This is a genomic window from Pseudomonas putida (assembly GCF_001976065.1).
In the GTDB taxonomy this organism is placed as follows: Bacteria; Pseudomonadota; Gammaproteobacteria; order Pseudomonadales; family Pseudomonadaceae; genus Aquipseudomonas; species Aquipseudomonas serbica.
This window is the reverse complement of the sequence record NZ_MNAH01000003.1, coordinates 212478-233273: the sequence shown is the minus strand read 5'-3', so window position 1 is coordinate 233273 and position 20796 is coordinate 212478. Positions and strand designations below refer to the sequence as shown.

Here is a 20796-nt window from a genome sequence, read left to right as displayed (position 1 = left end):
GAGTAACGTCGACCAAACACGAACTCTCAAGGAAGTACCGATATGCTGATGCGCTGGCTGGCGGTTCCCGCGTTACTGGTAGCCTTTACCGGATTGGCCCAGTCGGCCGAGTGCCCGGCGTTGCTGCAGGGCTCGTTGCCCAAGTTGCGCGCCAATGAATCCATTGGCCTGTGCCAGCGCTTCGCCGGCAAGCCGCTGGTGGTGGTCAATACTGCAAGCTTCTGTGGTTTTGCCCCGCAGTTCAAAAGCCTTGAGGCGCTCAATCAGCGGTATAAGGAGCAGGGGCTGGAGGTGATCGGTGTGCCGTCCAATGACTTCAAGCAGGAGTCCAAGGATGGCGCCGAGACGGCCAAGGTCTGCTACGTGAACTACGGCGTGACCTTCACCATGACCGAGCCGCAGAAGGTCAGGGGCGACGATGCAACAAACCTGTTCAAGGTGCTCGCCGAGCAGAGCGGCGCGCCGAAGTGGAATTTCTACAAGTACGTGGTCGATCGCCAGGGCAAGGTGATCGCCAGTTTCTCCAGCCTGACCAAGCCCGATGATCCTGAGTTCATTGAAGCGGTGGAAAAAGCGCTGGCTTCGCCGCCGTTGGCTTCAGCGCCCTGATCGACGCTCACATGGATAACGCAAAACTGTAGGAGCCGGCTTGCTGGCGATGACGGCCTTCCGGCCAGCCTGATCTCATGCGTGGAAATTAAAAAGCCCCGCCTCTGTACAAGAGGGCGGGGCTTTTTGGTGTCAGGCGAAGGGTTCAGGCTCGCCGCAGGTCATCAGAAGCGGTAGGTCGCACCGACACCGAAACCGTTCGCCCAGTTTTCATACTTGGAGCTGTAGGCCTGGCGGCCGTTGTTGTCGTTGACCTTGACCGACTCTTCACGCAGGTACGAGTACGCCACGTCGATGGTCAGGTCGTCGGTCGGGCTCCAGCCGGCGCCCAGGCTGAAGATCGTGCGATCGCCCGTTGGAATGCGTGGGGAGCGATTTTCGTTGTTGGTCGGCGACTGGTCGACCGACAGGCCGGTACGCAACACCCATTGCTTGTTCAGCTGATACGAAGCACCGATGGCGTGAGCCCAAGTGTCGTGCCAGTTCTGTTCTTCGGTGATGGTGCCAAACGCTGGGTTCAAAGCAGCAGGCACACCACTGTTCTCGACGGTGATTTCTTTCAGGCGGCTCCAGCGAGTCCAGGTGCTGCCTGCGTAGAGGGTCCACTGGTCGTCCAGTTGATGCGTGACCGAGAAGTCCACCGACTCAGGCGTGGTGATGTCCAGCGAAGCGTCGTACTTCTGGTTCGGGCTCTGACGCAGGGCAGCGAGGCCGACGTAGTTGACCTTGGTGTCACCCTCGAGCTTGTACTTCACTTTCGAGTGATAGGTCAGGCCGACGCGAGTGGAGTCGGTGGCTTGCACCAGAATACCGATGTTGTAGCCCAGCGCAGTGTCGTCACCCTTGATTTTGACTTCACCGTCCGGTGCGGCTGGGTTCGGGCTCAGCGACAGATTCGATTCCAGCTTGCCGTCGATGCGGTTGATCGTCGGACCGAAACCGATCGACACCTTGTCGTTAAAGGCGTAGCTGACGGTTGGCTGCAGGGTCACGATCGTGACTTCGCTCTTGCTGCCGAAGTAACGGCCGGCGAAGCCGTTCTCATAGTCGGTCACCAGGCCGAAGGGAGCGTAGACGCCGAAACCGACTGCCCACTGGTCATCGAGTGGCTTGACGTAGTAACCCATAGGCACGCCCATGAAAGGGACCATGTCGCCCTTGTTGGTGCCGCCATTCGACGAGCTGGCATCGCTGATGTCAGCGTGCGCGTCGATGAATGCAGCGCCGCCGGTTACTTGTTCGCGCTTGAGGCGAGACATGCCGGCAGGGTTGCCAAATACGGTGGATGCGTCGTCGGCAGCAGAAGATCGCCCGGCAAAACCTGTCCCCATCCCGCTGATGCTTTGTTCGTTGAGGGCAAAACCACTGGCGAAGATCTGGGTGGATGCCAAGGCAACGGCGAGGCTAATGGTGGTTTTGAGCATTACTTTTTTCATTATTAGAACTCCTGGTGATCACCGGGGCGAAAATTACCAACATTTTCGTCCCAGCGCCATAGGCTGTAATGCTTGATTTAGAGCGGTTTTGTAGGACAATCCGACCAGATTCGCTGCCAGTTGAGCGATCTTTGCATCCAGAGGTTTCAGCAGGCGACCTGATTCAGCGGTGATACACAAGTTTGCCAGGCGCAGGTGAAGTCTCGCAGGCGACCCTGGGGCTGGAAGGTCTGGCGCCAGATTCGCGCCATGCCCAGCAGGTCGTCTGCTTCGGGGAGGGGAGTGTTCTGTTCTTCGACCAGCAGCCAGGCAATGGCGGTGGCGTAACGCAGGTTGACGGTCAATTCCAGGTGCGGGCCGCTGAGGAAAGCATGCTGGCTCGCCAGGCCTCGAACCAGGCTCGCACGTTCCGGGTCGAGTGCCAGGTAATGGTCCCAGAGTGCCTGGTGGCGGGGTTCGGCGATTCGGTACAGGCCGTGTCCACGGCGGTCATGCAGGGCGGAACCAAGGGCTGACTGGCTGGCGGCAATGCCAAGCAGCAGGGATTCGGCGGTTGCGCTATGGCGTCCAAGGTAGATCAAGGTTGGACGGATCACATAACGGCACAGTTCGCTGGCAGCGATACCCATAAAACCCTCGATACATCAATTTGGCGACGAACCTGAAAGGCTTTGGCAGCGGTGAATCGACTCAGGCTCGTCGGAAGCGGAACAGGGCCGCTTGAGTTGAAGTCTAGTGTCATATTCACCGCGTAAAGGACTGTTTTTAAAATATTTCCGCCTGCGAGTTATAAACCTTATATCTATCCGTGCTTAGTCACCTGGAAACGTTGGGCAACAAAAAGCCCCGCTTTTTGGGCGTAATGCTGTTCACTTAAGCATGGTGTTGTTAAGAACTGGATTGGGGGGATATCCATTGCTGCGGTAACGGCCACTTAGGGTTTCGCTCTTACAGCGAGTCACTTTTGGAAGAACGGAACGCCGCCCGGCCCCAAGTAACCAAAAGGCTCTTGCCCCACCACTCGGTGCCTCGCTGTGGCTCGGCATGCCCTCTCTCCGGCATTGCTCCGTGGGTCGCCGCGATGGGCCATCCCTGGCCCAGCGCGGCTAAACCGGCGTCCTGCCGGTTTCCCCACTGCGCAATGCCTGCGTTCGGCCATCGTGGTTTAACGGGGCGCCACGATCAAAGCAAAGCGAGGCGGCCTGACAGCCGACCTGGTTTCAAGTGAGCACGTTCCCCTGTAGGAGCGAGCTTGCTCCGGGCGGCGTTCCGACGATGGACGTCAACGATATCGCGCCCTGTCTGGAGGATCGCGCTATCTGGACGTCCATCGCGAGCAGGCTCGCACAATTGGATCGTAGACAGGTCCCTTAATCAGGTCGGCTGTCAGGCCGCCTCGCTTTTGCTTTGGCTTTTGATTTTCTTGCCCCATCGAGAGGCTTCGTTCCGGTTCTGCGCAGTGGGCAACCCGGCATGGATGCCGGGTTAGCCGCGCTGGGCCAAGGATGGCCCATCGCGGCGGGCCCACGGAGCAGGACCGGAGCGAGGGTATGCCGAGCCTGGGCGAGGCACCGAACGCCAGGGGCAAGAGCCCTTGGTTACTTGGGGCCGGGCGGCGTTCCGTTCTTCCAAGTGACTCGCCGTAAGGGCGAAACCTTAGGTGGCCGTTACCGCAGGAATGGATATACACCTAATCCAAATATCCACCTGAAGCCCTCCAACCTAAAGTGAACAGCATTACGCTTTTTGGGCGGGGCTTCTGGTGTTTCAGTAACGCTGGCGTCTCAGGCGACCAGGGCCTGGCGCGTACGCTCGATCACTGCCTGCAGCGGTTCGGCGCTGGAGTACTGGTCGGGGTACAGGCGTTCGCTGTGACGGGCGATGCCGTGTTCGTTGACCAGGGTGAAGCTGAAACAGCCTTTGCGCGCGGCCATGATCAGGCAGTTCATCGGTGCAAAAGCGTTGGTGAGGGTGCGGATAGCATCCTGGGTATGGATTTGAGTAGACATAGTCATTGGGTGTTCCTACAAGCGACACGGATAAGAGCCGTGCAAAATTAAAACGTTCCAGTGACGACGACCACCGTTGGTCGAACGAAGAACCCGACTGGAACAAAGCAGCCAGTTTGAAGCGCTGATAATTGGCGCGCTTGGGCTGGCAGGTAGGTACTTAGGAGGGCAGGCAACACATCAGGGGCAAAGGTTCTGGGCCCGGGGTGAAGATCCTGATCAATTTGCAGGCTGGTTCGGACAGAGTAATGAGCCTGGCAACACCCTTTGTTTTCGATTCAAAGGCCGTGTTGGCGCAAGATTTACCTGGAAACCATCGAGGTGGTCGATCCCGCTTTTTCGGTGGCTGCTTCCTGTGGAAGGCTCCGGGGGGATTTGTTCGACCAGAATTGACTTTCAGCTTGGTACTAACGGCGCGGATAGTAACGGATTGATCTGGCAAAGGGAAGGGGGCTGGCAAAAAAACAGCATGCTCTCGCCACTTCATCGTCCGGCGGCTGCGTGGCGATGCCTGGGACAGCCTTGTAGTAGCCCGAAATCCGACCGGTGGTCTTCATCATTTGCATGCCCGCAACCAGCCTGGAACGCGGGTTTAGCGTGGGTTATCCCCAGCAAACAGAGAAAAATGCGCCGAAAAAGCGCAGCGATATAACCGTGACGAAGGTACTTGTGCACATTAGTTGCGCAGACTGTCACCGCGCTGTCATCCAGCCTTCAAACGCAGTGGGTGCCTGTAACCAAAATTTAAGTCAATGAAAAACATCGCTTTTTTTTACTGGTGAAAAAATCGTCAGTTTGACTGCAGGCCCCATTCCATAAGCCTTTGCGCGAGTTCAATGACGGTTGTCCACTGAGTTATCCACAGCTTCTGTGGATTGTCCCGAGCGCTTGCTCTAGGACGGGCGTGCCGGGTTTTTTTCGGCTTTACCTGTAAGAAAAAGAGAGTAGAGTGGCGCGCCTTCCGATCTGCCCACAGTGCTTTATGAAGTTTCGTACACCACCTCCTTCCTCCTCCGACAAATCGTCCACCGTCGCCTCACCCAAGCGCTTTTCGATGCGGGTGGCCGAGTGGCTGCTGGACAGCCCGCGCCTGGGCGAAAACCCGAACGTCAAACACATCGCCGGACATTTGCTCAAGCAACCGGCGCGTGAAGGTGTCGTCGCTGCACAGGGACGGCTGGGGCAACTGATGTGCCGGGAATGCGGTAACGCCCGCGATCGCCGGATTGGCCAGGATCTCTTGCGCCAGGCCGCAAGGGCAGGGGACTTGCGTGCGCAGCAGGAACTGGGCCTGATCGAAGACTGAGCTGTCCAAGACCTGACGCCTTGGTTAACCTTCAGGCTTTATTTCAATGGCAGGAGTGGCTATGGCTATGGACTTGACCAGCGCATTGCTGGGGCTGGCGGGTGCGGCGCTGCCGTTGCTGGTGTTGGCCTGGCAACTGCAACGCCGGGCGAGCACTGCCCAGGCCCAGGCGACGCTGCTGGAAGAGCGCCTGGCCACGGCGCATCTGGCGCAGGATGGCTTGAATGCGCAACTCGAGGCCTGTCGCGATGAAATCGCCGATCTCGCACAGGCCAACGCCGCCAAACAGGCAGACCTCGCCGCGGTGCGGCGTGAGGTCGAACTGCTGCAAATCGAGCGTGACGATGCCCGCGATGCGGCCCATGCCTGGAATATCGAACGCGCCGGCAAAGAGGCTGAATTGCGCCGCCTTGACGCTCAGGCCGCGTCCCTCAACGCCGAGCTGCGCGAGCAGCAGGAAAGCCATCAGCAGCGCCTCAACGACCTGCAGGGCTCGCGGGACGAGCTGCGGGCGCAGTTCGCCGAGCTGGCGGGAAAAATTTTCGACGAGCGCGAGCAGCGTTTTGCCGAGACCAGCCAGCAGCGCCTGGGTCAACTGCTCGATCCGTTGAAGGAGCGTATCCAGTCTTTTGAAAAACGCGTCGAGGAAAGTTATCAGGCCGAAGCCCGGGAGCGCTTCTCCCTGGCCAAGGAGCTGGAGCGCCTGCAACAACTCAATCTGCGCCTGAGCGACGAGGCCACCAACCTGACCCGCGCCCTGAAAGGGCAGAAAACCCAGGGCAACTGGGGCGAACTGATCCTGGAACGTGTGCTCGAGCATGCGGGGCTCGAGAAGGGCCGCGAGTACCAGACCCAGGTCAATCTCAAGGGCCCGGATGGCGAGCGTTTCCAGCCGGATGTCATCATCTACCTGCCGGGCGACAAACAGGTGGTGGTCGATTCCAAGGTCAGCCTGACGGCCTATCAGCAATACGTGGCTGCCGAAGACGAAGCCATCGGCCAGATTGCCATCAAGCAGCATGTGCTGTCCCTGCGAAATCATGTCAAGGGCTTGGCCGGCAAGGACTACAAGCGTCTCGACGGCTTGCACAGCCTCGACTTCGTCTTGCTGTTCGTGCCGATCGAAGCGGCGTTTTCCGCCGCGTTGCAGGCTGAGCCGACGCTGTTCCAGGAAGCGTTCGACCGCAACATCGTGATCGTCAGCCCGACCACGCTGCTGGCAACCCTGCGGGTCATCGACAGCTTGTGGAAGCAGGAGCGGCAAAGCCAGAACGCCCGGGAAATCGCCGAGCGGGCCGGGTGGCTGTACGACAAGTTCGTGCTGTTCATCCAGGATCTGGACGAAGTCGGCAATCGCTTGCAGCAATTGGACAAGGCCTACAGCTCGGCGCGCAACAAGCTGACAGAAGGGCGGGGCAACCTGGTCAGCCGTAGCGAGCAACTCAAGTTGCTGGGCGCGCGGGCGAGCAAGAGCCTGCCGGCGGATTTGTTGGAGCGGGCGATGACTGATGTGGACGGGTTGGTCGAGTTGCCGGAATAAAGATCAAAAGATCGCAGGCTGCGATCTTTTTGACATTACAACGGCAAATGCCGACTCAACAATGCCCGCAACGCCGCCGGTTTCACCGGTTTGGCCAAGTAGTCGAGCCCCGCCGCGTGCACCTGGGCCATCGTCTCGGGTCGACCGTCGGCGCTGATCACCACGCCGGGGACCGGCTCGCCCAAGCGGGTGCGCAGCCAGGCCATCAGTTCGGTGCCGGTTTCGCCATCGTCCAGGTGGTAGTCCACCAGCGCCAGTTGCGGGCGCAACCCGTCGGCAAGCAGCGTCATGCACTCCTGGCGGTTACGTGCGGTCCAGACCTGGCAGCCCCAGCGGGTGAGCAAGCTGTTCATGCCGATCAGGATGCTGTCTTCATTGTCGATGCACAGCACATGGGCGCCACTGGGCAACTTGCCGTTGAGTTCGGCCGCCTTGGCCGGCAGCGCCGCTTGCGCGCGGGCCAGGGGGACGCTGACGCTGAACACACTGCCGCGCCCCGGCCACGAGCGCACGCGCAGCTTGTGCCCCAGCACTCGACAGAGTCCGTCGGCGATCGCCAGCCCCAGCCCAAGACCCTTTTCGGCGCGGGTCTGATGGCTGTCCAGGCGTTTGAATTCTTCGAAGATCACCTGTTGCTTGTCTTCCGGAATGCCTGGCCCGCGGTCCCAGACTTCCAGGCACAACTCACCCTGGCGGCGGCGCACACCCAGCAATATCGGCCCTTTGGCGTAACGAAAAGCATTGGTCAGGAAGTTCTGCAGGATGCGCCGCAACAACTTTATGTCGCTATTGATGCGCAACGTACTGCTCCTGACCCGAAACTCCAGTCCCTGGTCCTGGGCCAGTGCCTTGAACTCGGCGCCCAGGGTGTCGAACAACTCATTGACCGCGAACGGCTTGGCATCCGGATTGATCTTGCCGTTTTCCAGGCGGGAAATATCCAGCAAGTCGCTGATCAGGTCCTCGGCCGAACGCAGCGAGCTGTCCAGGTGCTGGACCAGTTTTTGCGCCTCGGCGGACAAGCCGTCGTCCTGATGGGAAAGGGCGGCGGAGAACAGGCGGGCGGCATTCAGCGGTTGCATCAGGTCATGGCTGACGGCAGCCAGGAACCGGGTTTTCGACTGGTTCGCCGCCTCGGCGGTACCCTTGGCTTCGGTCAGGGCCACGTTGAGTTGCGACAGCTCGTGGGTGCGCTCGGTGACGCGCTGTTCCAGGCCCTCGTTGGCCTCGGTCAACGCCTGCTCGGCTTCGCGGAACGCGGTAATGTCGGTGAAACTCATGACGAAACCGCCGCCGGGCATCGGGTTGCCGATCAACTCGATCACCCGGCCGTTGGGAAACAGCCGTTCGGAGGTGTGGGCGCGGCCCTGGCGCATCCAGTGCAGGCGACGGGCAACGTGCACTTCCGCTTCGCCGGGGCCGCACAAACCGCGCTCGGCATTGTAACGGATGATATCGGCAATCGGGCGGCCGACGCTGATCAGGCCGTCCGGGTAGTTGAACAGCTCCAGGTAGCGACGGTTCCAGGCCACCAGTTTCAGCGACTGGTCGACCACGCTGATGCCCTGGGTGATGTTCTCGATCGCCCCTTGCAGCAGCGCGCGGTTGAACTGCAGGACTTCCGAGGCTTCGTCGGCGATGCGCACCACGTCCTCAAGCTGCATTTCCCGGCCTTCGATGGCGGCTTTCACCACGGCGCGAGTCGATGAAGCCCCCAGCACACCGGCGAGCAGGCGTTCGGTGTGGGCGATCCATTCACCGTCGGCGTTCTGGTTCGGATTGAAGCCCTTGCCCTGGCGGTAGGCAAAACGGATGAAGCTCTGCCGGGCGCGTTCTTCACCGACGAAGCGTGCGGCCAGTTGCAGCAGATCGTCGATCTGTACCGCGAGCATCGAGCGGGCGCTGGGCCGGGCACTGATTTCCTGGCCGATGAACCGACCTGCTTGCCAGTGCTCCGACACACGGGTGCGCGACAGCACCGAGACCCAGGCGAACAACGTGAAGTTGCCCGCCAGGGACAGCACCACGCCCTGGGTCAGCGGGGTGATCGGCAGGTTCAGCGGGTTGCTGTGCAGCCACGCCAGGCCCGGGAAACTGCTCAGGGACAAACCGAGGCTGTGGGCCGCAATCGGCAGGATCAGCGTGTAGAACCACAGGAATGTGCCCGCGGCGAGGCCGGCGAAGACGCCGCGGCGGTTGGCCTGTTTCCAGTACAGCGCGCCGAGCATCGCCGGCGCCAGTTGCGTCACGGCGGCGAAGGCGATCTGGCCGATGGTCGCCAGGCTGGCGGTCGAGCCCAGCAGGCGATAACTGACGTAGGCCAGCAGCAGGATGACCACGATGCTGACCCGGCGCACCGACAGCATCCACTGGCGGAACACCTCGAACGGGCGCTCGGCATTGTTGCGCCGCAGTAGCCACGGCAGCAGCATGTCGTTGGAGACCATGGTCGACAGCGCCACGCTGGCCACGATCACCATGCCGGTGGCCGCCGATGCGCCGCCGATGAAGGCCAGCAGCGCCAGGGCCGGATGCGCCTGGGCCAGCGGCAGGCTGATGACGAAGGAATCCGGCAATACCGAACTGGGCAGCATCATCTGGCCCGCCAGCGCGATCGGCACGACGAACAGGGCCGCCAGGGCCAGGTAGGCCGGGAATACCCATTTGGCCAGGCGCAGATCCTGCGGGTCGATGTTCTCGACCACGGTGACGTGGAACTGCCGCGGCAGGCAGATGATCGCCATCATCGCCACGCCGGTCTGCACCACCATCGATGGCCAGTTGATGGTTTCCTTCCAGTATTCTTCCAGGCGCGGGGCGAGCATGGCCTGGTCGAACAGGTCGTCGAAGCCGTCGTACAGCCCGAAGGTCACGTAGGCGCCCACCGCGAGGAAAGCGAACAGCTTGACCAGCGATTCGAACGCAATCGCCAGCACCATGCCGCGGTGGTGTTCCGTGGCGTCGAGGTTGCGCGTGCCAAAGACAATGGTGAACAGCGCCAGCACCAGGGACACCACCAGCGCCGTATCCTGCGCGCGAACCCCCATGGCATCGGCGCCGGCACCGATCAGCAGGTTCACCCCGAGCACGATGCCCTTGAGCTGCAACGCGATGTAGGGCAACACGCCGACCAGGCAGATCAGGGCCACCACCACCGCCAGGGATTGCGACTTGCCGTAGCGGGCGGCAATGAAGTCGGCAATGGAGGTGATGTTCTCCTGCTTGCTGATCATCACCATTTTCTGCAGGACCCACGGCGCGCCGATCAGCAACAGGATCGGCCCGAGGTAGATCGGCAGGAAAGACCAGAGTTGCTCGGCCGCCTGGCCCACCGCGCCGAAGAACGTCCAGCTGGTGCAGTAGACCGCCAGTGACAGGCTGTAGACCCAGGCTCGCACTCGCGGCGGCAGGGGCGCGCTGCGACGGTCACCGTAGAAGGCGATGGCGAACATGATGGCCATATAGGCCAGGGCGACGATAGCAATCAGCCCGCTGGACAGCGACATGGGAACTCCAGGCAACCAAAGACACCCGAGCCTCCCGCCCGGACAGACAGTCTCGCACGATGGCTGGGGTTAGTCAGTGTCGACCAAGGTCGTGGCGTGGCGGGGTGTCGCAGGAGAGATGGCCCTTGGACCTCGGGTGTTCGATCAGGCCTCTACAGGGGATCGCTATCTCCTGTGGGAGCGGGCTTGCTCGCGAATGGCGTCGTCACTGATTCAACGCAATCTCGATCAACCGATGCAACTCCTCACCTTCCAGCGGCGCCTCGGAAAACAGGATACGAAACACGATGGGTGCCGCCACCATGTTGATCAACCGATCGACACCGGGTTTCGGCTGGTCCGGATAGCGATCCAGAATCACCTGCAATTGACCGCCAATGATGGTCGCGCAATAGCTCGGTTTCAGGCTCGATTGCACGTCACGCAGCATGTTGCGGCCAGGCGCGGAACTCATCTCGTCGAGGTATTGGTCCGCCCAGGCTCGAATATCGCCCGCCAGGCTGCCGGTGTTGGCTGACTCGGTTTCCGGCTGCATGCGGGCCAGGGCGACGTCTGCCAGCAGCGCCGACAAATCGCCCCAGCGTCGATAGATGGTCGAGGGCGTGACGCCTGCCCGCGCAGCGATCTGCGGCACGGTGACGCTGGCGCGGTCTTGCTCTTCGAGCAGTTCGCGCACGGCGGTATGGATCGATTCCTGAACCCGGGCACTGCGGCCGCCGGGGCGTAAAGTGGGCGCTGTCATCGCATGTTTCCTGTTTCGCGGGCTCTGTGGGGCCATGTACCGGACCTTAACACAAAGAATTTGCTTTAAGCGCAAGCCGGTAGCACACTCCGCAAAAGCAAAAAATTAGCTTTTGCGGAGTGTGCCCATGTCCCGTTCTCATTCTAACCGTGCAAGCCTGTGGTTCCTGGCCATCACTTTGCTCGGGTTTTTGGCGGCTTCCACGGCGCCGACGCCTTTGTATCACCTGTATCAGGAGCAGCTGCAGTTTTCGGCTGCCATGCTCACGCTGATTTTCGGCGTGTACGCCCTCAGCCTGCTGGCCGCGCTGCTGACGGTGGGTTCGCTCTCGGATTACCTGGGGCGCAAGCCGGTGATTTTCACGGCTGTCGTGCTCAATAGCGTGGCGATGCTGGTGTTCATTTACGCTGATAGCGTCGCCTGGCTGATCGGTGCGCGGGTGTTGCAAGGGTTCGCCACCGGCATGGCGACAGCCGTGCTCAGTGCCTCTTTGTTGGATGTCGATCGCCAGCAGGGGGCGCTGATCAACAGCGTTGCGCCCTTGCTCGGCATGGCCATGGGCAGCATGGGTTGCGGCCTGTTGGCGGAGTTTGCGCCGGCGCCCCTGCAGTTGACTTACTGGCTGCTGCTCGCCCTGTTTGTGTTGCAGGCCGTGTATGTCTGGCGTTTACCAGAGAGCGTATCGCCACAGCCCGGGGCATGGGCATCGTTGCGACCGACACTGCATGTGCCCGTTCAAGCGCGCTCAACTTTGTGGCGGGTCCTGCCGCTCAATGTGGCGACCTGGGCGCTCGGCGGTTTTTACGCATCGCTGGCGCCGTCGCTGGTGCGTACGGCCACCGGTTCGACCTCGAACCTGATTGGCGGAGCAACGGTCGCAGCCTTGACGTTGACCGGTGCGGCGATGATTTTCACCCTGCGCAATCAATCCGCCGCCAAAGCGCTGCAACTGGGCACAAGTCTACTGCCGAGCGGTATCGTGCTGATCCTGCTGGGCGTGCACGGCGCCAGTCTGCCGCTGTTTTTCCTTGGCACGCTTGTCGCTGGCTGTGGCTTCGGTGCCGGTTTCCTCGGAGCCGTGCGCAGCCTGGTGCCGCTGGCCTTGCCCCATGAGCGGGCCGGATTGATGTCGGCGTATTACGTGCTCAGCTACCTGGCGTTCTGCCTGCCGTCGTTCCTGGCCGGTAACCTGACGCATACGTTCGGCCTGGTGGCGACTGCCGATGGTTATGGAGTGGGGCTGATTGTCCTGTCCATCGGCGCCTTGCTGATGGCGTGGCGTCAGCGAGCGGCTAAGGTGTGTGTCGCAGGCGATTGATGGCTTATTCGTAAAATAGATAAGATATAGAGATATTACCCGTTATATCGATATTCGATCCGGATCTATGATGGGCTCCACCTCACCAGAGGAGAGGAGTTCGCCATGACATGCCCCGACACCATCAAGCCCGGTATCAAACCGTTCAGCCATTTGCAGCACCCGCGCGAGGTCATCCGCCAGTTCACCCCTAACTGGTTCGCCGCCACCATGGGCACCGGCGTGCTGGCCTTGGCGCTGGCGCAACTACCCGTTGCCCATCCCGTTCTGCGCGTCATTGCCGAAGGTCTTTGGCTGTTCAATATCTTTCTGTTCCTGTTGTTCACCCTGCTGTACGCGGCGCGGTGGGCGATGTTTTTCGATGAGGCGCGGCGGATTTTCGGCCACTCCACGGTCTCGATGTTTTTCGGCACGATCCCCATGGGCCTGGCGACCATCATCAACGGTTTCCTGGTGTTCGGTTTGCCGCGCTGGGGCGACGGCGTGATCGCGCTGGCCGAGACGCTATGGTGGCTGGATGTGGCGATGTCGCTGGCATGCGGCGTGCTGATTCCCTACCTGATGTTCACCCGCCAGGAACACAGCATTGACCAGATGACGGCGGTTTGGCTGTTGCCGGTGGTCGCGGCGGAAGTGGCGGCGGCCAGCGGTGGCCTGCTGGCGCCGCACCTGGTCGATGCCCATTCGCAACTGGTGATGCTGGTGACCAGCTATGTGCTCTGGGCATTTTCTTTGCCGGTGGCGTTCAGCATCCTGACGATCCTGTTGCTGCGCATGGCGCTGCATAAACTGCCCCACGAAAACATGGCCGCTTCTAGCTGGCTGGCGCTCGGGCCGATCGGTACCGGGGCCCTGGGCATGTTGCTGTTGGGTGCGGATGCGCCAGCAATTTTCGCCGCCAATGGCTTGCCGGGCGTGGGTGAAATTGCGGCGGGGCTGGGCCTGGTTGCCGGGATCACGCTGTGGGGCTTTGGCCTGTGGTGGATGTTGATGGCCGTACTGATCACCCTGCGTTATCTGCGTGGCGGCATTCCGTTCAATCTCGGCTGGTGGGGTTTCACCTTTCCGTTGGGCGTCTATTCCCTGGCAACGTTGAAACTGGCCAGCACGCTGCACCTGGCGTTTTTCAGTGTCTTCGGTTGTGTGCTGGTGAGCCTGCTGATCGTGATGTGGCTGATCGTCGCCCGGCGTACCGTGCAAGGTGCCTGGCGTGGCGAGCTGTTTGTCTCGCCGTGTATTGCAGGATTGAAGAAATAACCTGAAAAGATTAGGTAATGTGTGGCCTGGATCGACGTGCGACATTCCAATCAATGTACCCACGCCACTCGCTACCTACTCATAAGCTTCAGGGACACATGGACGATGAGTCACCCTTCACAATTCACCTTGCTGCGCACCCGGCGTTTCCTGCCGTTCTTCGTGACCCAGTCCCTCGGGGCGTTCAACGACAACATCTTCAAGCAGTCGTTGATCCTCGCCATCCTTTACAAGCTGTCGATCGACGGTGACCGTTCGATCTGGGTCAACCTGTGTGCGCTACTGTTCATCCTGCCGTTTTTCCTGTTCTCGGCGCTGGCCGGGCAGTTCGGCGAGAAGTTCGCCAAGGACGCGCTGATCCGCCTGATCAAGCTTGGGGAAATCGTCATCATGGCGGTGGGCGCGGTGGGCTTCCTGTTCGATCACCTGTCGTTGATGCTGTTGGCGCTGTTTGCCATGGGCACGCACTCGGCGCTGTTCGGGCCGGTGAAGTACTCGATCCTGCCCCAGGCCCTGCATGAGGACGAACTGGTAGGTGGCAACGGCCTGGTGGAAATGGGCACCTTCCTGGCGATCCTGGCCGGGACCATCGGCGCCGGCATCATGATGTCGTCCACTCATTACGCACCGATCGTTTCCACCGCGATCATCGCCATCGCCGTGCTCGGTTACCTGGCCAGCCGCGGTATTCCGCGGGCGGCAGCGGCCACGCCAGAGATGCGCCTGAACTGGAACATCTTCAGCCAGTCCTGGGCCACGCTGAAGCTGGGCCTGGGGCAGACCCCGGCAGTGTCGCGTTCGATTGTCGGCAACTCATGGTTCTGGTTTGTCGGGGCGATCTACCTGACGCAGATACCGGCCTATGCCAAGGAATGGATGCACGGCGATGAAACCGTCGTGACCTTGATCCTGACGGTGTTCTCGGTCGGCATCGCCGTGGGTTCGATGCTTTGCGAAAAACTCTCCGGGCGTAAAGTCGAAATCGGCTTGGTGCCGTTCGGCTCGTTCGGCCTGACCGTGTTTGGCTTGTTGCTGTGGTGGCATTCCGGCGGGATTCCCGACAGTGCCCTGGGCCATGGCTGGATCGAGATTCTCGGTTTCGGCCACACCTGGCTGGTGCTGCTCGATATTCTCGGCCTGGGGGTGTTCGGCGGTTTCTACATCGTGCCGTTGTACGCCCTGATCCAGTCACGCACCGCCGAGCATGAGCGGGCCCGGGTGATCGCCGCCAACAACATTCTCAACGCGCTGTTCATGGTGGTGTCGGCGATTGTCTCGATCATTCTGCTGAGCATGGTCCAGCTGTCGATCCCGCAGTTGTTCCTGGTGGTGTCGTTGCTCAACATCGGCGTCAATGCCTACATCTTCAAGATCGTGCCCGAGTTCACCATGCGTTTCATGATCTGGCTGCTCAGCCATTCCATGTACCGCGTGGAGCATCGCAACCTGGACCTGATTCCCGATGAGGGGGCGGCGCTGCTGGTGTGCAATCACGTGTCGTTCGTCGATGCCTTGCTGATTGGCGGTGCGGTGCGTCGGCCGATCCGCTTTGTGATGTACTACAAGATCTATAACCTGCCGGTGCTCAATTTCATCTTTCGCACCGCGGGGACGATTCCGATCGCGGGCCGTCAGGAAGATATCCAGATCTACGAGAAGGCCTTCACTCGCATCGCCCAATACCTGAAAAACGGCGAGTTGGTGTGCATCTTCCCTGAGGGCAAATTGACCGCCGATGGCGAGATCAACGAGTTCAAGGGCGGGCTCACGCGCATTCTCGAAGAAACCCCGGTGCCGGTCATTCCCCTGGCATTGCAAGGGCTGTGGGGGAGTTTCTTCAGCCGTGATCCGGGCAAGGGGCTGTTCCGCCGGTTGTGGTCGCGGGTGACGCTGGTGGCGGGGCCGATGGTGGCCGTTGAAGCGGCGCAGCCTGCCAGGCTGCAGGCCATGGTGGGTGAGCTGCGTGGCACGTTGCGGTGAGTTGTGCGGGGATATCACCCCGCCATCGTCAAGCGATTGCGCCCCTCGCGCTTGGCCACATACAGCGCGCTGTCGGCCCTGCGCAGCAGGCTCTCGGCAGATTCTCCGGGCAGCAGGGTCGAGCAGCCGAGGCTGACGGTCAGCTCGACCGTGCAGCCATTGGCTGGATAATCCTCGGCCTGCACTGCGCACCGCAGGCGTTCGCCGACCAGGGCTGCCGCTTCCCGGCTGGTGTTGGACAGCAGTATCAGGAACTCTTCGCCACCGTAGCGAAACACCATGTCGACGTTGCGCAACTGATTCTTGATTGAGGCCGCCACCGCCTTGAGTACGTCATCGCCGGCGCCGTGCCCATGGGTGTCGTTGACCTGCTTGAAGTGATCGATGTCCAGCATCAACAAGGACAGGGGTTGCATGTGACGTCGTGCCAGCTCGATTTCCCGCTGCAGCGTCTGGTCCATGGCGATGCGATTGCCGGTGTCCGTCAGCGGGTCGCGCAACGCGCTTTGGGTGGCGGCGCGGTACAGCAGGGTATTGCGCATAGGGAAGAGCAGCGCGGCCAGCAGAGATTCCAGGTAGCCCTGTTCCTGCTCGCTGAAACGCTGGTTGCGGCGAAAGATCAGTTCGCCCAGGTGCTCGCCTTCGTGGCTCAGGCTGTAGCTGATCGAGTGGTGGCCCCGCAGGCCGAATTCCAGGCGCAAGTCACTGCTCTGGTGCTGATAGCTCAAGGCATCGAGCGGGACCAACCGCTGGATTTCGCGGTAGAACAACCCGAGTATGCGTTGAGGCTCAAGGCTGGTTTGCAGCTGCAGGTTCAATTGCTGGCGCAACTGAGCAGCGCTGACGGGCCTCTCCAGAATGGGTGGCTGCTGACCAAAGCCCAGGCGTTGCAATTTGGCGCTATCGAAGTCAATTGCGTTGGTCTGGGAAGGTGATTTCATATGGCGCGCGCCCTTGAGCAGTAAGACTGTCTTACAAGCTGGGTGCGAGCAGTCTCAAGGCTGCGCGTCGAACTGGTCCGTCAGTCCCGTAGGACATTTCGTACAAGCTTAATCTGCTTTATTGCAGATGAGTAATCTGCAATTTGGCGTCGCCCCCTCTGCTTTTCCGCAGCGTGTCTGGGCAAAACCGGAGCGAAAGTCGTGCCATTTACCCGATTTAAACAAAAATCTTTGTTAATCAATTAGTTGTGGTTGGCTAACGCTGGGCAGAGAAAAAGTGCGACGGTTGTTTGACCAAAAATGAGCTGTCGCTGGAGTACCGCGCCGGGAAGCCGACGCGGCACAAAAGCGACGTACGGTATTATTGGGCGTTGAACGCCTGGCCGTTGATACCGGTACTGTCAGGGCCCATCAGGTAGAGGTAGACCGGCATGATCTCCTCAGGGGTCGGGTTGTTCAGCGGGTTTTCCCCGGGATACGCCTGGGCGCGCATGCTGGTGCGGGTGGCTCCCGGATTGATGCTGTTGGAGCGCACTGGCGCCACGTTGTCGACTTCGTCGGCCAGGGTTTGCATCAGGCCTTCGGTGGCGAATTTCGAGACACCGTAGGCGCCCCAGTATGCGCGGCCCTTGCGGCCAACGCTGCTGGAGGTGAACACCACGGAGGCATCCTGGGACAGCTTGAGCAGTGGCAACAGGGTGCTCGTCAACATGAACATGGCGTTGACGTTGACCTGCATGACGCGCATGAAGTTTTCGCCTGACAGCTGTTCGATCGGGGTGCGGGGGCCGATGATCGACGCGTTGTGCAGCAAACCATCGAGGTGGCCGAATTCGCCTTCGATCATCGCGGCCAGCTCATCATACTGATGGGGCAGGGCGGTTTCGAGGTTGAACGGGATCACCGCCGGTTGCGGATGGCCGGCCGCTTCGATCTCGTCGTAGACCTGGGTCAGGTTGGCTTCGGTCTTGCCCAGCAACAGGACGGTGGCGCCATGGGCGGCATAGGTTTTGGCGGCGGCGGCACCAATGCCGCGGCCAGCGCCGGTGACCAGGATGACCCGGCCTTTGAGCAGATCGGGGCGGGCGGAATAATCAAACATGAAAAACCTCACGAAAACAGACGACAGATCGCGGCGCGGCCATTCGCGGGCAAGCCCGCTCCCACAGGTCCGGTTGAGGGTAGAGAATTTGTGATCACCCCGGGCCTTGTAGGAGCGGGCTTGCCCGCGAAGGCGTCAGCATTCACGCCGTATTCCAAAAATCAGGAACCGGCTCTCAGCAGCTACACAAAGCGCTATCCAGAACCTTGCGCAACTCCAGCGGATGATCGACCACCACATCCGCACCCCAATGCCGCGGATTGTCGTCCGGGTGGATATAACCGAACGTCACGGCCGCCGTCCTGGTGCCGGCATCGCGCCCCGATTCGATATCGCGCAAGTCATCGCCCACGAACAGCACGCTGGCCGGGTCGAGGTCGAGCATCTTGCAGGCGAGGATCAGCGGCTCCGGATCAGGCTTGCTGTTCTTCACATGGTCCGGGCAGATCAGCAGCGCCGAGCGCTCGGCCAGCCCCAGTTGCTGCATGATCGGTTCGGCGAAACGCAGCGGCTTGTTGGTGACCACGCCCCAGATCAGGTTGGCCTTCTCGATGTCGGCCAGCAGTTCGCCCATGCCGTCGAACAGCTTGCTGTGAACCGCGCAGCCAACGAGGTAGCGCTCGAGGAACTCCAGGCGCAACGCCTCGAAACCCGGCGATTCCGGGTCCATGGCGAAGGTCACTGCGACCATCGCCTTGGCGCCGCCGGAGATTTCGTCGCGGATGTGCTTGTCATTGATTGGCGGCAACCCACGGTCGGCACGCATCGCCTGGCAAATCGCAATGAAGTCCGGCGCGGTGTCGAGCAGGGTGCCGTCCATGTCGAAAAGAACTGCTCTAATACGCATCGGCTTACTCCTCGCGCAAAGTCTGGATCATGTAGTTGACGTCCACGTCGGCCGCCAGTTTGTAATGCTTGGTCAACGGGTTGTAGGTCAGGCCGATGATGTCCTTGACGGTCAGGCCGGCCATGCGGCTCCAGGCGCCGAGCTCGGAAGGGCGGATGAATTTCTTGAAGTCGTGGGTGCCGCGTGGCAACAACTTCATGATGTATTCGGCGCCGACGATGGCGAACAGGTAAGCCTTCGGGTTGCGGTTGATGGTGGAGAAGAACACCTGGCCGCCCGGCTTGACCATGCGGAAGCACGCGCGGATCACCGAGGACGGGTCGGGTACGTGCTCGAGCATTTCCAGGCAGGTGACCACGTCGAACTGCTCCGGCATTTCCTCGGCCAGGGCTTCGGCGGTGATCTGCCGGTATTCGACGTTCACGCCCGATTCCAGCTGATGCAGTTGTGCCACCGCCAGCGGCGCTTCGCCCATGTCGATGCCTGTCACGGTCGCGCCGCGCTGGGCCATGGCCTCGCTGAGGATGCCGCCGCCGCAACCGACATCGAGGACCTTCTTGCCGGCCAGGTTGACGCGTTCGTCAATCCAGTTGACCCGCAGCGGGTTGATGTCGTGCAGCGGTTTGAATTCGCTCTCGCGGTCCCACCAGCGATGGGCCAGGGCTTCGAATTTTGCGATTTCGGCGTAGTCGACGTTGCTCATGGTTTAAGTCCTCTAAAACTTGAAAAATCCTGTAGCCCCGGAGGTGAGTCCGGGGGGCTTACGATTCTTTGCGGCCGCTGATGCGCAGGCCCCAGGCCTTGGCGGTGGCGACGAGTTGTTGCTCATCCAGGCGCGTCAGGCGACGGTCGTCGAGCAGTTGCTTGCCCGCGACCCAAAGGTGTTTCACGCAGTCGCGGCCGGACGCATATATAAGCTGCGAAACCGGGTCGTAGATCGGCTGCTGGGCCAGGCCCGAGAGATCGAACGCCACGATGTCGGCGGCCTTGCCGATTTCCAGCGAACCCACCTGGGCTTCGATCCCCAGTGCGCGTGCACCGTTGAGGGTGGCCATGCGCAAGGCACTGTGGGCGCCCAACGCCGTGGCCGAACCCGCGACAGCCTTGGCCAGCAGGGCGGCGGTGCGGGTTTCGCCCAGCAGGTCCAGGTCATTGTTGCTGGCGGCGCCGTCGGTGCCGATGGCCACGTTGACGCCGGCCTGCCACAAACGCTCTACCGGGCAAAAACCGCTGGCCAGCTTCAGGTTCGATTCCGGGCAGTGAATGACATGGGTGTTGCTTTCTACCAGCAGCGCCAGGTCTTCCTCGCTGATCTGGGTCATGTGAACCGCCTGGAATCGCGGCCCCAGCAGGCCCAGGCGCGCCAGGCGGGCCAGCGGCCGTTCACCGCGCTGTTCGAGCGCTTGCTGCACTTCGAAAGCGGTTTCATGCACATGCATGTGGATCGACGCATCCAGCTCTTCGGTGATCACCCGGATTTTTTCCAGGTTTTCATCGCCCACGGTGTAGGGTGCATGGGGGCCGAAGGTGATTTTGATGCGTTCGTGATGCTTCAGGTCGCCAAACAGCTCGACACCCTGGCGAATTGCTTCGTCCGCCGTGCTGGCGCCCGGGATCGGAAAGTCGAGGATCGGAATCGCGATTTGTGCGCGAATGCCGCTGTTGTGCACGCACTCGCTGGCAACCTTCGGGAAGAAATACATGTCAGAGAAGCAGGTGATGCCGCCTTTGAGTTGTTCGGCGATGGCCAGGTCCGTGCCGTCGCGGACGAAATCCTCGTCGACCCACTTCGCTTCGGCTGGCCAGATGTGGTTTTCCAGCCAGGTCATCAGCGGCAGGTCGTCGGCCAGGCCGCGGAACAGGGTCATCGCCGCATGGCCGTGGGCGTTGATCAGGCCGGGGCTGAGCAGGATGTCCGGCAATTCGCGCACTTCGGTTGCGTTAAGCTGCAGGGCGGCGCTGCGTGGACCGATGAACGCGATGCGCCCGTCGCGGATGCCCAGGGCATGATCCTTGAGCACGACGCCAGCGGGTTCGACGGGTACCAGCCAGGTCGGCAGCAACAACAGATCGAGCGCAAGGGCAGTGTTCGGCATCGAGGATCGGTTCCACGGCTTTTATAAAGGATGGCGAAGTATACCCGAGCGTCTTCGCCGGGGGATCGCTATAATCGGCGGCTTTTGTTTCTGACTGCGGGGTGTTT

General features: G+C 61.0%; 16 protein-coding genes. 6 read left to right on the top strand and 10 right to left on the bottom strand.

Annotation, left to right across the window (positions count from 1 at the left end; translation table 11 throughout):
* Window positions 1-42 precede the first annotated feature (42 nt).
* Entirely contained in the window at window positions 43-609 is a 567-nt protein-coding gene (locus BKX96_RS12160) for a glutathione peroxidase (RefSeq protein ID WP_077184025.1), read from the top strand.
* A 164-nt stretch (window positions 610-773) separates the two neighbouring features.
* Here BKX96_RS12160 and BKX96_RS12155 read toward each other — a convergent pair whose 3' ends face one another.
* From BKX96_RS12155 to BKX96_RS12140, 3 genes are all read right to left on the bottom strand, one after another.
* Window positions 774-2045: an OmpP1/FadL family transporter gene (locus tag BKX96_RS12155; protein WP_046819411.1), complete on the bottom strand. Its 1272-nt coding sequence runs from the start codon at window positions 2043-2045 to the stop codon at window positions 774-776.
* Window positions 2046-2191: 146 nt separating this feature from the next.
* Window positions 2192-2674 (bottom strand): hypothetical protein, encoded by a 483-nt coding sequence (locus tag BKX96_RS12150; RefSeq protein ID WP_046819412.1) that lies wholly within the window; start codon window positions 2672-2674, stop codon window positions 2192-2194.
* Between the two features lie 1155 nt (window positions 2675-3829).
* Window positions 3830-4054, bottom strand: coding sequence for a hypothetical protein (locus BKX96_RS12140; protein ID WP_007898912.1), 225 nt, complete (start codon window positions 4052-4054; stop codon window positions 3830-3832).
* Window positions 4055-5036: 982 nt separating this feature from the next.
* On the opposite strand from BKX96_RS12140, the gene BKX96_RS12130 reads away from it, so the two are divergent.
* Both BKX96_RS12130 and BKX96_RS12125 read left to right on the top strand, forming a co-directional pair.
* Window positions 5037-5360: an SEL1-like repeat protein gene (locus BKX96_RS12130; RefSeq protein ID WP_077184024.1), complete on the top strand. Its 324-nt coding sequence runs from the start codon at window positions 5037-5039 to the stop codon at window positions 5358-5360.
* Window positions 5361-5535: 175 nt separating this feature from the next.
* Window positions 5536-6900, top strand: a complete 1365-nt coding sequence (locus BKX96_RS12125; protein WP_162837845.1) for a DNA recombination protein RmuC — start codon at window positions 5536-5538, stop codon at window positions 6898-6900.
* A gap of 35 nt (window positions 6901-6935) precedes the next feature.
* On the opposite strand, the gene BKX96_RS12120 is transcribed toward BKX96_RS12125, so the two are convergent.
* On the bottom strand, window positions 6936-10406 hold the full coding sequence (locus BKX96_RS12120; RefSeq protein ID WP_046819416.1) for a hybrid sensor histidine kinase/response regulator: 3471 nt from the start codon (window positions 10404-10406) through the stop codon (window positions 6936-6938).
* Window positions 10407-10611: 205 nt separating this feature from the next.
* The gene (locus tag BKX96_RS12115; protein WP_077184023.1) at window positions 10612-11148 is read right to left on the bottom strand and encodes a TetR/AcrR family transcriptional regulator; all 537 of its coding nucleotides are present in this window, start codon (window positions 11146-11148) and stop codon (window positions 10612-10614) included.
* 127 nt (window positions 11149-11275) lie between these two features.
* Here BKX96_RS12115 and BKX96_RS12110 point away from each other — a divergent pair, with 127 nt between their 5' ends.
* The 3 genes from BKX96_RS12110 to BKX96_RS12100 all read left to right on the top strand — a co-directional run bounded on the left by BKX96_RS12110 (window position 11276) and on the right by BKX96_RS12100 (window position 15703).
* A complete protein-coding gene (locus BKX96_RS12110) occupies window positions 11276-12466 on the top strand; it encodes an MFS transporter (RefSeq protein ID WP_046819418.1) in 1191 nt (396 codons plus the stop codon).
* 105 nt (window positions 12467-12571) lie between these two features.
* A complete protein-coding gene (locus BKX96_RS12105) occupies window positions 12572-13723 on the top strand; it encodes a TDT family transporter (RefSeq protein WP_077184022.1) in 1152 nt (383 codons plus the stop codon).
* Between the two features lie 105 nt (window positions 13724-13828).
* Complete coding sequence (locus BKX96_RS12100) at window positions 13829-15703, top strand: MFS transporter (protein ID WP_077184021.1); 1875 nt, start codon at window positions 13829-13831, stop codon at window positions 15701-15703.
* 14 nt (window positions 15704-15717) lie between these two features.
* On the opposite strand, the gene BKX96_RS12095 is transcribed toward BKX96_RS12100, so the two are convergent.
* From BKX96_RS12095 to BKX96_RS12075, 5 genes are all read right to left on the bottom strand, one after another.
* Window positions 15718-16644 carry a GGDEF domain-containing protein gene (locus BKX96_RS12095; protein ID WP_077184020.1) on the bottom strand — a complete coding sequence of 309 codons (927 nt, stop codon included), beginning with the start codon at window positions 16642-16644 and terminating at the stop codon, window positions 15718-15720.
* A 361-nt stretch (window positions 16645-17005) separates the two neighbouring features.
* A complete protein-coding gene (locus BKX96_RS12090) occupies window positions 17006-17746 on the bottom strand; it encodes a YciK family oxidoreductase (RefSeq protein ID WP_046819422.1) in 741 nt (246 codons plus the stop codon).
* 175 nt (window positions 17747-17921) lie between these two features.
* A complete protein-coding gene (gene mupP / locus BKX96_RS12085) occupies window positions 17922-18593 on the bottom strand; it encodes an N-acetylmuramic acid 6-phosphate phosphatase MupP (protein WP_046819423.1) in 672 nt (223 codons plus the stop codon).
* Between the two features lie 4 nt (window positions 18594-18597).
* Window positions 18598-19296 (bottom strand): bifunctional 2-polyprenyl-6-hydroxyphenol methylase/3-demethylubiquinol 3-O-methyltransferase UbiG, encoded by a 699-nt coding sequence (ubiG, locus tag BKX96_RS12080; RefSeq protein WP_007973655.1) that lies wholly within the window; start codon window positions 19294-19296, stop codon window positions 18598-18600.
* A 58-nt stretch (window positions 19297-19354) separates the two neighbouring features.
* A complete protein-coding gene (locus tag BKX96_RS12075) occupies window positions 19355-20689 on the bottom strand; it encodes a TRZ/ATZ family hydrolase (RefSeq protein WP_046819424.1) in 1335 nt (444 codons plus the stop codon).
* Between the last annotated feature and the right edge of the window lie 107 nt (window positions 20690-20796).

Bases quoted from the DNA above. Each gene is read 5' to 3' on its own strand.
- BKX96_RS12160 (WP_077184025.1), top strand. From the start codon at position 43: ATGCTGATGCGCTGGCTGGCGGTTCCCGCGTTACTGGTAGCCTTTACC.
- BKX96_RS12155 (WP_046819411.1), bottom strand. From the start codon at position 2,045: ATGAAAAAAGTAATGCTCAAAACCACCATTAGCCTCGCCGTTGCCTTG.
- BKX96_RS12150 (WP_046819412.1), bottom strand. From the start codon at position 2,674: ATGGGTATCGCTGCCAGCGAACTGTGCCGTTATGTGATCCGTCCAACC.
- BKX96_RS12140 (WP_007898912.1), bottom strand. From the start codon at position 4,054: ATGTCTACTCAAATCCATACCCAGGATGCTATCCGCACCCTCACCAAC.
- BKX96_RS12130 (WP_077184024.1), top strand. From the start codon at position 5,037: ATGAAGTTTCGTACACCACCTCCTTCCTCCTCCGACAAATCGTCCACC.
- BKX96_RS12120 (WP_046819416.1), bottom strand. From the start codon at position 10,406: ATGTCGCTGTCCAGCGGGCTGATTGCTATCGTCGCCCTGGCCTATATG.
- BKX96_RS12115 (WP_077184023.1), bottom strand. From the start codon at position 11,148: ATGACAGCGCCCACTTTACGCCCCGGCGGCCGCAGTGCCCGGGTTCAG.
- BKX96_RS12110 (WP_046819418.1), top strand. From the start codon at position 11,276: ATGTCCCGTTCTCATTCTAACCGTGCAAGCCTGTGGTTCCTGGCCATC.
- BKX96_RS12105 (WP_077184022.1), top strand. From the start codon at position 12,572: ATGACATGCCCCGACACCATCAAGCCCGGTATCAAACCGTTCAGCCAT.
- BKX96_RS12100 (WP_077184021.1), top strand. From the start codon at position 13,829: ATGAGTCACCCTTCACAATTCACCTTGCTGCGCACCCGGCGTTTCCTG.
- BKX96_RS12095 (WP_077184020.1), bottom strand. From the start codon at position 16,644: ATGAAATCACCTTCCCAGACCAACGCAATTGACTTCGATAGCGCCAAA.
- BKX96_RS12090 (WP_046819422.1), bottom strand. From the start codon at position 17,746: ATGTTTGATTATTCCGCCCGCCCCGATCTGCTCAAAGGCCGGGTCATC.
- mupP (WP_046819423.1), bottom strand. From the start codon at position 18,593: ATGCGTATTAGAGCAGTTCTTTTCGACATGGACGGCACCCTGCTCGAC.
- ubiG (WP_007973655.1), bottom strand. From the start codon at position 19,296: ATGAGCAACGTCGACTACGCCGAAATCGCAAAATTCGAAGCCCTGGCC.
- BKX96_RS12075 (WP_046819424.1), bottom strand. From the start codon at position 20,689: ATGCCGAACACTGCCCTTGCGCTCGATCTGTTGTTGCTGCCGACCTGG.